This is a genomic window from Histophilus somni (assembly GCF_014202395.1).
In the GTDB taxonomy this organism is placed as follows: domain Bacteria; phylum Pseudomonadota; class Gammaproteobacteria; order Enterobacterales; family Pasteurellaceae; genus Histophilus; species Histophilus somni.
Genome location: NZ_JACHGQ010000003.1, coordinates 104,650 through 117,803, shown reverse-complemented (window position 1 = coordinate 117,803; position 13,154 = coordinate 104,650). Strand labels below are relative to the sequence as shown.

The window sequence follows — 13,154 nt, the reverse complement described above, 5'->3', positions numbered from 1 at the left end:
AAATATGTTTGAAATTCATGCACCTCATAAAATAAAACTCTCTATCGTAGCCACAATGGTATTGTCCGTTTATGGCTCACTTCCCCCCTCTCAGGCTCAAACTAACTCAACTATCACGGAGTTAGGTGAGATTAAAGTTGTATCAGATTTAGATGACCAAGATATACAACAAAAAAAGGTCGGCGAAACAATTAAAAGTGCAAAACAACTCAAACGTCAGCAAGTGCAGGATGCTCGTGATTTAGTGCGTTATGAAACGGGAATTACTGTTGTGGAAAAAGGACGATTCGGTACCAGTGGTTATGCAATGAGAGGTGTCGATGAAAACCGAGTTGCCATTACGATAGATGGTTTACACCAAGCGGAAACGTTGAGTTCTCAGGGCTTTAAAGAATTATTTGAAGGCTATGGTAATTTTAATAATACGAGAAATAGTGCGGAAGTTGAAACGCTGAAACAAGTGCAACTTGCTAAAGGAGCTAATTCAATCAAAGTGGGCAGTGGTGCATTAGGCGGTGCTGTCATTTTTAAAACGAAGGACGCCAGAGATTTTCTCACAGAGAAAGACTGGTATGTTTCTTACAAAAAAGGTTACAACAGTGCGGATCGTCAACATATAGATTCCATGACCTTAGCCGGTCGTTATAAATGGTTTGATGCCTTATTAGTGAAAACAAAACGTAATGGTCATGAACTACAGAACTATGGTTATAACCATTTTGATGCCACAGTACAAGGTAAAAGAAGAGAAAAAGCAGATCCTTATCACAAACATTTAGACAGTACATTACTAAAATTGTCTTTTCAACCCACAGAAAATCATCGCTTTACTGTTGCCGCCGATTTATATGATAGCCGCTCTAAAGGAGCAGATCTTTCCTATACATTAAAAGCAACCGGTCTCCAAAAATCAAATGATCCTCCCGAACTTGAATATCGTCATAATGATGATCAGGTAAAACGAACCAACTATGCATTCTCTTATGAAAATTATTCTAGCAATCCTTTATGGGATACGATGAAATTTACTTATTCCGAGCAAAAAATTAAAACAAGAGCTAGAAATGAAGATTATTGTGATGGGAATGATAAATGTATTGGTTCATTAAATCCATTGGGAATTAAATACGATAAAAATAATGAATTAGTTGATAAAGATGGAAATCCTATTACATATAAATATTCAAATCAGCAACGCACTTATTATGAATATATTAGTCAAGATGTATTTGATACTTGGAACGAGAAGATACCTGATGATATAAAAGAGAAATATGAAAAATTAAGAGTTTTAAAGGATGTCCCTACTAATGTAACAAGTTGTTATAAAGATAAATCTTCTCAACACCCTGATAAGTGTAGGATATCTATATATGCAAAAACAATTACGGAGCAATTAATTTCAAATGGTCAAATTTATTCTGACTTAACTCTTGAGGAAAACAATAATTGGATTAAGAAACACCAAACAAATGTACCTCTTTTATTATCTTGTGATGGCATTAATTGTGATTCCACAGACAAAGATGCAGAGGGTGACTCGACAATAACTGTTATTGATAAAGACAATAAGCCCCAAAGATTGGGATTTAAAGTAGATAAAGAGCGTAATTTAGCGATATTAAAAAGTGGTGGCTCGGGACTAGATTCACATAGATTAATTTTACCTTCAACTTTGGGTTTTAACCAAAATCTTTGGACAGACCGCTCTTTGAACACAAACACCAAACAATTTAATTTAGATTTCACAAAATATCTTGCGTTAGGGAAAACGGATCACAATATAAGTTACGGTGGCTCTTTGTCTAAATCCCAAAAAGAAATGGTTAATCAATCGGGTGATTCAGCTATCAATGTCAAATGGTGGGCATTGTATCCGGAGAATTGTAAAACAAGTTATTCTAGTCTATGTGGTAAAAGCAATATTTTCTCTTTCTTAGTTCCTGTTAAAGCAACTTCAAGGGCCCTTTATTTTGCGGATGATTTTAAATTGAATGATCGTATTAGTTTCGAGTTGGGCTATCGTTATGATCAAATTAAATATCAGCCTAGCTATACTGCCGGTGTCACCCCAAAAATTCCAGATGATATTGTCGGTGGATTCGCTCATGATTTTAAAGATCCCTATCCACTAAAACCAGAAGTCGCACTACCAGAAAAATTACCTGAACCTAAGATCTGGGAGTATGGTTATAATAATGTAGATAAATATAAAGATAGCCACAGGAAATATATGGCTTCTGTAGCAGCGTATGATAACGCTGTTGCACAAAATAAAAAAATTGCGGAAGAAAATAAACTTATTCGTGAGAAAAATAAATTGGCTCGTCATCAAGCGAATATTGATGCCTTTGTTAAAGAAAAAAATTTTTCTGCACATTCCTATTCTTTTGGTGTAAATACAGATCCTTTTGATTTTATGCGCTTACAATTTAAACACTCAAAAGGTTTTAGAGCCCCAACATCAGATGAAATATATTTCGCATTTAAAATGGGGGATTTTAACCCTAACTATGGAGATACTTTACATGTTGTACCTAATATTCAATTAAAGCCAGAGTTAGCTAAAACTAATCAAATCGCACTAACTTTCTATAAAGATTTTGGCTTTATTACCCTCAATTATTTTGAAACGAAGTATAAAAACTTCATTGATTTTGCCAGAACGATTGGGTATCACCAAAATTCAAATGGTGGTAAAACTCCATATGAAATTAGGCAAAATATAAACAGAGAATCCGCTAAATCAAGTGGGATTGAGATTAACGCTCGTTTAAATTTGAGCGTTTTGCATAAAGCCTTGAGTGAATTTGATGTTAGTTATAAATTCAGTAAGCAAAAAGGGCAAGTGAAAGTTAAAGAGTATTTAGACCCTGCAAACCCAAATGAATTTATTAATGTTACCGCTCCAATGAATGCTATTCAGCCAGAAACAAGCATTTATGGGCTGAGTTATCATAATAAAAATGATAAATTTGGTGTGGATTTATATGTAACTCGTGTTGCCGCTAAAAAAGCCTCTGATACATATAATGATGCGTGGAGAGGAACACAAATTGAAGAAAAAAGAATTAATCCCGAAAATATCGGTAATACTAATGTAACCACTGATAGTTCTATTAGATGGAGAAGTGATGCTTACACTTTGGTTGATGTCATCGCTTACGCCAAACCGATCAAAAATTTGCTCTTACAATTTGGCGTTTATAATCTTACTAATCGCAAATATGTAACTTGGGATTCTGCTCGTTCAATTAGACAATTTGGCACAAGCAATAAAATTGATTACGTCTCCGGCAAAGGTTTCAACCGCTTCAATGCCCCAGGTCGTAACTTCAAACTTAGTGCAGAGCTAACATTCTAATGAGATAAATAGGAAGCCTGTGAAAACAGGCTTTCTTTTATAAACAATCTTTTGAAAAGTAGAATAGTTAAGGTGAATAAAAAAATATCGGTAAAAGTACTCAATGATGATGTGATTATTTCGGAACACTCTACTCCTACTTTTTTGTGATGTTACTTCGTTTAGGTATCTGTCAATAACTTGCTCAAATGGTATGTTAGCTACATCTTGGTATAAGTTTTCCATTATTTCCATTTCTATTTTGTTCGCCTAGGTAAACGCTTGAGTTTTTATGCGAAATGTTTTTTGTTTTTATGATGTTTTTTGCGGACTATTGCTCGCCATTTGTCATTTCTTTTGCTGAATGTATCCATTTGATACTCCTTTCTTTTGCTTGGTACACTTTTTTGGGTTGTTGGATCATTTTTTGTAACAGTTAATTTCTATAAAAGGCTTTTTTAGATCATAATTTATACTGTATATAAATATAATACTTTGTTTTTAGATAGGCGAAAATACTTGATTTTCAAGCATTTTTTATTTTAGATCATTGGGCTATAGTTGGTTGTTTATCAGGTTTTTTGATGAATGGCGCACCCGAGAGGATTCGAACCTCTGACCGCTCGGTTCGTAGCCGAGTACTCTATCCAGCTGAGCTACGGGTGCGTATTAGTTTGATTTTTAACCGAATATATTATTGTGTATGTTTTATTGTAGAGTTCAATAAAATCAAAAATCAACATGGCGCATCCGAGAGGATTCGAACCTCTGACCGCTCGGTTCGTAGCCGAGTACTCTATCCAGCTGAGCTACGGATGCACTGAGTAAATGGCGGTGAGAGAGGGATTCGAACCCTCGATGGAGTTTTTGACCCCATACTCCCTTAGCAGGGGAGCGCCTTCAGCCGGCTCGGCCATCTCACCACAATCGGTTTGTGGGCGGTATAATACGTTTTTCTAAAAATAAGTCAAACGATTTTTTATAAAATTTATTTGGTTGTCTGATTTATCTACAAAGTAGGTATAAAATTTATAATAGGTAGCATTATTGATTTAATATCGCCCTTAAACTGGCAAATCCGGCATTTTTCATTTCTTTTTTTTCTTGTTCTGTTGCATGTGTTTCATTTCTCTCCCATTGAAGATCATCTTGGGGTAACTCAGATAAAAAACGACTGGGCTCAGGCTTGAAAATCTCACCAAATTGTTTCCGCTCTTTGCATAAAGAAAATGTGAGAGATTTTTGTGCTCTAGTAATACCTACATAAGCTAAACGCCGTTCTTCTTCAACATTATCCTCATCAATACTGGTTTGATGTGGCAGAATATTTTCTTCCATTCCGATTAAAAAAACGTGTGGAAACTCCAAACCTTTCGAGGCATGTAATGTCATCAATTGCACTTGATTACTTTCTTCATCAGTTTCATTGCGTTCCAACATATCTCGTAGCGTCAGATGGCTGACAACCTGACTAAGAGACATAGGTTCATTGAACTCATCTCCTTTTAGCATAACTGCAACCCATTCAAATAACGTGGCTACATTTTTGCTTTGCATTTCTGCAATTTTAGGGTTGTTGGCGTGTTCATATAAATATTCTTCATAATGTAACTGTGCCAACATTCGTTTGATTGCTTGCTCAGGCTCTGAGCGTTGAATTTCATCATTGAGTTCGACAATCCAATATGCAAAGCCTTGTAAGGCATTATAGGATTTGGGATTGAGTTGGTGAATTAAGTCAAAATCAAAAATAGCGTCAAAAAGGCTAATATGTTTTTCTTGAGCAAGTTTTCCAACTTTTGCCAAAGTAGCGGAGCCTATTTCTCGTTTGGGTGTATTAATAATACGTAATAAAGCCGCATCATCATCTTGATTTATCAGTACACGTAAATAAGCCATCATATCTTTAATCTCTGCTCGAGAGAAAAAAGAAGTTCCCCCTGAGATTTTATAGGGAATTCGATTTTGCATTAAGACTTTCTCGAATAGTCTTGATTGATGATTTCCTCTATACAATATTGCATAATCACGATAACTGGTTTTATACATAAAACGATGGGTGATTAATTCTCCAACGACCAGCTCCGCTTCATGCTCCTCATTTTTTGCCTCCAGAACTTGTAGTTTTTCACCTTGCTCTAAAGTAGAAAATAAACGTTTTTCAAATACATGATCATTATTTGCGATTAAGATGTTGGCACAATGCAAAATACGCTGGTTAGAACGATAATTTTGTTCCAGTTTAATAACTTGTAATTGTGGAAAATCATTTTTTAACCGAGCCATATTTTGCGGTTGTGCACCTCGCCATGAGTAAATAGACTGATCATCATCACCAACTACAGTAAAGTGAGTATGTTGACCGACTAATAACTTCACCAATTCATATTGACTTGTATTGGTGTCTTGATATTCATCAACTAATAAATAACGAATTTTTTCTTGCCATTTAGACCGCACTTCTTGATTTTGGAGAAATAATAAAGTGGGCAACATAATTAAATCGTCAAAATCTAATACATTGTAGGCACGAATTTGATTATTGTAACGCTCATAACACTTGGCAAAAGTTTGTTGCTTGCTGTCTCTTACTTGAGTGAACGCTTGTTTAGGAAGAATAAGATCATTTTTCCAACGAGAGATCGCCGAAACTGTCTCTTGCAATAGCTCCTTATCTTCTTTTAATAGATCTGCCGTAATCTCTTTTAATAATGCCATTTGATCATATTCATCAAATAAGGTCATATTGGCTTTAAAACCGAGATGTTTGTATTCTTGTTTAATAATGTCAAAACCTAAAGTATGAAAAGTTGAAACAAGCAGACCTCTTGTTTTTTCTTTACCAATTGAATGTGCAACACGATCTTTCATTTCTCTAGCCGCTTTGTTAGTAAATGTGACAGCAGCAATTTGTTTTGGTAAGTAGCCACAATGCTCAATTAAATAAGCAATTTTATTAATAATAACCCGAGTTTTACCGGAGCCGGCACCGGCTAAAACTAAGCAAGGACCTTGCGTGTATTCTACGGCTTGTTGTTGTTGAGCATTGAGTTTCATAAGATCTTTTGGTTTAAAAGTGCGGTTAAAAACATCGACAAAATTGATGGGAAATTGTATTGCTTTAAGTTGCGTAAGTCTAAGGATTTATTTTGCATTGCTTAAAATATATTCTTTTCAGTCTTGTTTATTCCGGTTTCAAATTCGCCTCCCTCAAAAATTTGCTCTATAATAACCGCTCTTTGTGTTATTTGAGATTATTCTATTATGGCTAAAATTGCTGAAAATCCGCTTGTTCTTGTAGATGGTTCTTCTTATTTATATCGTGCATTCTATGCTTTTCCTCCATTAACAAATTCTCTTGGCGAACCGACAGGTGCAATGTATGGCGTATTGAATATGCTAAAAAGTTTAATTGCTCAGGTTCAACCGACCCATATAGCGGTTGTATTTGATGCAAAGGGAAAAACGTTCCGTGATGAAATATTTGAACAATATAAATCCCATCGTCCCCCTATGCCAGATGATTTACGTCAACAAATTCAGCCATTACACAATATTATCAAAGCACTAGGAATTCCGCTGTTGTCTGTTGAAGGTGTCGAGGCTGATGATGTAATCGGTACATTAGCGGTTCAGGCCTCTCAACAGGGAAAAAATGTTCTAATTAGCACCGGCGACAAAGATATGGCACAATTGGTTGATGATAATATTATGTTGATCAATACCATGAATAACAGTTTACTGGATAGAGATGGTGTAATAGACAAATATGGTATTCCGCCTGAATTAATTGTTGATTATTTAGCACTAATGGGCGACAGCTCCGATAATATTCCGGGAGTTAGCGGTGTCGGTGAAAAAACAGCATTGGGATTGTTGCAAGGCATTGGGAGTATGGCGGAAATTTATGCAAATTTAGAAAAAGTGGCTGGATTATCAGTTAGAGGATCAAAAAAACTCGGGGAGAAACTATCCTCCGCCAAGGCAGATGCGGATTTATCTTACCTTTTAGCAACAATAAAAACCAACGTTGAGTTAGATATTACACCGGATCAACTCGTGTTGGGGCAAAATAACCAAGATCAATTGATTGAATACTTTGCTCGTTATGAATTTAAACGTTGGCTAAACGAAGTGATAAGCGGTGAAAGCTCACTTACCAAAGCAACTCAGCAAGAAATTAAACTTGATAAAACTCAAACAAATAGTGCCTCTGAGTCGAAAGGTGCGGTCAAAAAAACGATTAAAATCGACCGCACTTCATATGAAACTATTGATACTCAAGAGAAATTAAATAGTTGGCTGGAAAAACTTCAACAGGCAGATCTTATTGCTGTTGATACGGAAACCGATGCTTTAGATCCTATGCGTGCTAATCTTGTCGGTATTTCCTTTGCACTGACCAACGGCGAGGCTTGCTATATTCCTCTGGCTCATAAACAAGCTGTAAAAGAAATAACACAAACAGATTTATTCACTGAATCAGAACAAAATGCTGAACAATTTGAGCTTGTAAAAAATCAATTAAATAAAGAGACGTGTCTAGCACAATTAAAGCCGTTGCTAGAAAATCCGTCTATTCAAAAAATTGGACAAAATATTAAATATGATTTAACTATTTTTGCCAATCATCATATTCAATTAAACGGTGTTTGTTTTGATACGATGCTACAATCCTATGTGCTTGACAGCACAGGACGACATAATATGGGTGCCTTATCGGAACGATATTTAGGACATCAAGTTATTGAATTTGAAAGTATTGCCGGTAAAGGAAAAAAACAAGTAACGTTTGATAAAATTGCCATTGCTCAAGCGACAGAATATGCTGCTGAAGATGCGGATATTACAATGAAATTACATCAAGTCCTCTGGCAAGAATTACAACAATCGCCAAGTTTAGTGAAGGTATTTAATGATATTGAGTTGCCTTTGGTAAAAGTATTATCAAAGATGGAACGCAATGGTGTACTAATTGATAGTCAGGCATTGTTAAAGCAATCTGAAAAAATTGCGAGAAGATTGACCGCACTTGAGCAACAAGTTTATCAAGAAGCGGGAGCAGAATTTAATTTAGCTTCAACCAAACAACTACAAGAAATTCTCTTTACTAAATTAGCCTTACCTATCATTGCAAAAACCCCAAAAGGTGCACCTTCAACAAATGAAGATGTATTGGAAACGCTAGCTCAACAGGGACATATTGTGCCTAAATTATTGATGGAACATCGTGGATTAGCAAAATTAAAATCTACTTACACTGATAAATTGCCTTCAATGGTGAACAAAAAAACCGGACGAGTGCATACATCTTATCATCAAGCAGTAACAGCAACGGGACGTTTATCTTCCAGCGATCCCAATTTACAAAATATTCCGATTAAAAATGAAGAAGGTCGTTGTATTCGCCAAGCCTTTATTGCACGTAAGGGGTATAAAATTATTGCCGCAGACTATTCACAAATTGAATTACGAATTATGGCACATTTATCTCAAGATAATGGTTTGATTATGGCATTTAATGAGGGAAAAGATATTCATCGTTCTACGGCAGCTGAGATTTTCGGTATTCCATTAAATGAAGTAACAAGTGAACAACGTCGAAGTGCAAAAGCAATTAACTTTGGCTTGATTTATGGAATGAGTTCTTTTGGTTTATCTAATCAACTTGGCATTTCACGGGCAAATGCTCAAAAATATATGGATCTATATTTCCAACGTTATCCGGGAGTGCAAACTTTTATGGTTGATATTCGAGAAAAAGCAAAAGAGCAGGGCTATGTAGAAACATTATTTGGACGCCGTCTATATTTGCCTGAAATCAATTCATCTAATGCAATACGCCGTAAAGGAGCTGAACGAGTGGCGATAAATGCACCAATGCAGGGTACTGCGGCAGATATTATTAAATTAGCTATGATTGCTATTCATAACGAAATCAAAAAAAATGATATTCAAATGATCATGCAGGTTCATGATGAATTGGTATTTGAAGTGAAAGAAAATAAGGTAGATGAATATTCTGCATTAATTAAGTCTTTAATGGAAAATGCGGCACATTTATCAGTCCCATTAATTGTGGATATTGGTGTGGGTGATAATTGGGATGAGGCACATTAATAGTTGAAATCAAGAGATTGAATGAATTTTAAGCTTTTAATCTCCTTTTTATAGACTTTATTATTTTTATTCAATATAATCCACGACCTGTCCCCCTTTAGCTCAGTTGGTTAGAGCAGGCGACTCATAATCGCTTGGTCACTGGTTCAAGTCCGGTAGGGGGGACCATTTAACCCCTATCCTGCAACGTATTGAAACATTTTCAAAATTTCTAAACTATGGCAAACTCTTCTCTACTACAATGTACCTATGACAGAGTGTTTTGAGCCGATACTCACTTGCGAAAGAACAAAAAGAAGTTTTACGATATTTTCCATCAGAACCAAGAAAGTTATTCTATAGATTTTTCTTTGTTATACCTATTTTATGACTTTATAAAAACAAAAATCCACGCTTGTATTGTCCATGATTTCCTCATGTTCCATTCAAGCGTGGAATTTTCATTCATGTAAAATATTTATTCTATTTTAGTATTAGCAGGTTCAGAATAAACATGGCTGATTGCACAATGATGTCCTGCCGCTCCTCTACCATAGAAATAATAACGAGAATCTTGCCATTCAACGATTGAGAAAGGCTGCATTGGCTCATCACTTGACTTGGCAAGTGTCATTTCTGCTTTCGTATGCATAACCGCAGAAATTGTCCCCAATCGTCCGTTAAACTGATATTCACGTACAAACTCAGGTACAGAAATATTAGTATCTACCTCTGTGCGTTCGATTGTTGATGATTCGTCAACCACCTCTTGAGTTAAACGTTGCAAGGTTTCTTGAACTTTCTTTTCAACTGCTTCATTTGCTGGTTGGCTAACAAAGTTACTTAAAGGCTTAATATCATCAGATTGAGTATCCATCAAGATTTCACTAGCAGGAATAACAACTTCAATTTCCTCTTGTTGATATTGCTGTTTTAGTAATTCATCTACAGATAAAAAATTGTTATTTTTTGAATTAACTACATTAACATCAACCCAAACTTTCCCACTCGCTAACTCCGGAGATGCTACCGCAGCAAATAGAGGAATCGCAGATTTCAACTCTACATTACGACGACGTCTTTGATTATTCACTCTTAAATGACGAGGTAAGCGTCGATGACGATAGTTATTATCTTGACGTTCATGAGTTTTCTCATTTTCTGTCTGTAAAACCGCTTGTTCTAAACTTGTAACAGGCTCTGTTGTTTTTTCATTTTCAACGTGTTCTTCAGTTGATACCAAATTTGGCGTATCAACTAAATTTTCCTCAACTCTAACTTTCTTACGCAAATCACGACGTTGGCGACGAGGCTGAATTGTTTCAATAGTCTCATCATCTTTTGTATGAATTTCCAACTCACCCGCTTTCTTTGTCTGAATTTTCGGATCATCAACGCCTTTCTTAGCATGCTTAGAATAACGTTCAGTATAATGAGAATGCTGTGTATCTAATTTATTATTTTCATCAGATTTAATCTCATGCTCTTGACGAATACGACGGCTAGAACGACGATCTTGGTTACGACGATTATGACGAGCATTTTTATTCTGACGAGTATTTTTGTTTTTTTTATTTTTACTTGAATTATCAGCAAACAAGTTTTTAATCCCCTCAATAATACGTCTCAATAAGGATTCTCTCTCTTGTTTTCTTTCTTGTGGCATTGGTGCCGGAGTTTCAATAGCTAATGAAACCGCCGCATTCTCGACTGCACTTTCCACTGTTGCTGCTGAATTTTCAAGGTGACGAGAAATAAAAGCGTCCTCAACAACATAAGTCTCATCATTCATTTCATGCAACTTAGCTAAGTTATAACTTAACTCATTTATTTCCTCACCTTCACGAACACGAAAAACGCTAAAGTGCGGGGTTTCCATGGCTTCATTCGGAGCTACCACAATATCAACATTATGACGTTTCTCAATACTATGGATCGCTTTCCGTTTTTCATTCAATAAATAAGAAGCAATTTGAACAGGAACAATAGTATGAACTTGTTTGGTATTTTCTTTTAATGCCTCTTCCTCAAGTAAACGTAAAATAGACAATGATAAAGATTCATTATCACGTATTTTTCCCGTTCCCTGACAACGAGGGCAAACATGATGACTTGATTCACCCAATGAAGGACTTAAACGCTGACGTGACATTTCCAGTAAGCCAAAACGTGAAATACGGCTAATTTGAATTCTAGCACGATCCTGACGAACAGCTTCTCGCATACGATTTTCAACTTCACGTTGATGACGTACCGGTGTCATATCAATAAAATCAATAACAATTAACCCGCCTAAATCACGTAAACGTAATTGACGAGCAATCTCATCCACCGCTTCTAAATTTGTATTTAAAGCCGTTTCCTCAATATCACCCCCCCGTGTAGAACGAGCCGAGTTAATATCAATTGCGGTTAATGCCTCTGTAGCATCAATAACAATGGAACCGCCGGAAGGCAATCTTACTTCCCGCTGGAACGCAGATTCAATTTGTGATTCAATTTGATAATGGCTAAACAGAGGAACTTCACCTTGATAAAGTTTAACTCGGTTAATAAAATCGGGACGCACTAATTTAATATGTGCTTTCGCTTTCTCATACACTTTCGGGCTATCAATTAATATTTCGCCAATATCACGGCGTAAATAATCACGAATAGCACGAACAATCACATCACTTTCTTGATGAATTAAAAAGGGGGCAGGACGACTTTGAGAGGCTTGTTTAATCGCTTCCCAGTGATGTAACAAGACTTTTAAATCCCACTGTAATTCTTCAGGTGATTTACCGACACCGGCAGTACGAACAATTAAGCCAACGCCTTCAGGCACGTCCAAAGAGCTTAATGCCTCTTTTAATTCTAAACGTTCATCCCCTTCAATACGACGTGAAATTCCACCTGCACGAGGATTATTAGGCATAATGACTAAATAACTTCCAGCCAAAGACACAAAGGTTGTTAAGGCAGCTCCTTTGTTACCGCGTTCTTCTTTATTGACCTGAACAATAACTTCTTGCCCCTCAGATAAAATATCTCGAATATTCGGACGACCTTGATAAACGTAATCATCCGGAAAATACTCCCGTGCAATTTCTTTTAAAGGTAAAAAACCATGTCTTTCTACACCATAATCAACAAATGCGGCTTCCAAACTCGGTTCAACACGAGTAATACGACCTTTGTAAATATTTGCTTTTTTTTGTTCATGTCCAGGATTTTCAATATCCAAATCAAATAAACGTTGCCCATCAACTAAAGCAACACGCAACTCCTCTTTTTGAGTTGCATTAATCAACATTCTTTTCATTGTCTAAATTTTCTCTAAATTTTATTATCAAAATTAGCATTAAAATAACCGCTCTTTGCTTCGCAATCTACCTCTTATCTGTCACAAAATGCCTGTCTCTCGACTGTCAGTTGCCGGATGCATTGAATGCGTTATTAAGACGGGTGTTAAAATAGCTTTCTTAATACAAACAAAATTATTGAAATGTTTAATTTTGCAAGCTGTCGTTTACTTTAATCTACCAAGAAATCACTTCATATATTAATGTCTTACGCCATTCGCAGCATTAAAAAATGATCAATGATGACTTATTTAGTTTTGAGTATTTTACCTACCCAAAAATAGGCTCTATTATCTACTGATAAATAAATTTTAGCAAGGTAATTCCTATTTTTATGCTATGATACATAACAATTTGATAAGCTG

General features: G+C 35.9%; 4 protein-coding genes and 4 tRNA genes. 3 read left to right on the top strand and 5 right to left on the bottom strand.

Annotated elements, in window-relative coordinates:
• Positions 1-4: 4 nt before the first annotated feature.
• A complete protein-coding gene (locus tag HNR69_RS02825; protein ID WP_183405640.1) occupies positions 5-3,364 on the top strand; it encodes a TonB-dependent receptor domain-containing protein in 3,360 nt (1,119 codons plus the stop codon).
• Between the two features lie 568 nt (positions 3,365-3,932).
• On the opposite strand, the gene HNR69_RS02820 is transcribed toward HNR69_RS02825, so the two are convergent.
• From HNR69_RS02820 to rep, 4 genes are all read right to left on the bottom strand, one after another.
• Positions 3,933-4,009: transfer RNA gene (locus HNR69_RS02820), tRNA-Arg, on the bottom strand.
• A 76-nt stretch (positions 4,010-4,085) separates the two neighbouring features.
• Positions 4,086-4,162 (bottom strand) — tRNA-Arg (locus HNR69_RS02815).
• A 10-nt stretch (positions 4,163-4,172) separates the two neighbouring features.
• Positions 4,173-4,266: transfer RNA gene (locus tag HNR69_RS02810), tRNA-Ser, on the bottom strand.
• A 121-nt stretch (positions 4,267-4,387) separates the two neighbouring features.
• Complete coding sequence (rep, locus tag HNR69_RS02805; protein ID WP_075293772.1) at positions 4,388-6,400, bottom strand: DNA helicase Rep; 2,013 nt, start codon at positions 6,398-6,400, stop codon at positions 4,388-4,390.
• A gap of 207 nt (positions 6,401-6,607) precedes the next feature.
• Between rep and polA the strand changes: the two genes are divergently transcribed.
• Both polA and HNR69_RS02795 read left to right on the top strand, forming a co-directional pair.
• Positions 6,608-9,463, top strand: coding sequence for a DNA polymerase I (gene polA / locus HNR69_RS02800; RefSeq protein WP_075293771.1), 2,856 nt, complete (start codon positions 6,608-6,610; stop codon positions 9,461-9,463).
• Between the two features lie 91 nt (positions 9,464-9,554).
• A tRNA-Ile gene (locus HNR69_RS02795) sits at positions 9,555-9,631 on the top strand.
• A 289-nt stretch (positions 9,632-9,920) separates the two neighbouring features.
• Here the strand turns inward: HNR69_RS02795 and rne are convergent.
• Positions 9,921-12,749: a ribonuclease E gene (gene rne / locus HNR69_RS02790; RefSeq protein ID WP_075319941.1), complete on the bottom strand. Its 2,829-nt coding sequence runs from the start codon at positions 12,747-12,749 to the stop codon at positions 9,921-9,923.
• Between the last annotated feature and the right edge of the window lie 405 nt (positions 12,750-13,154).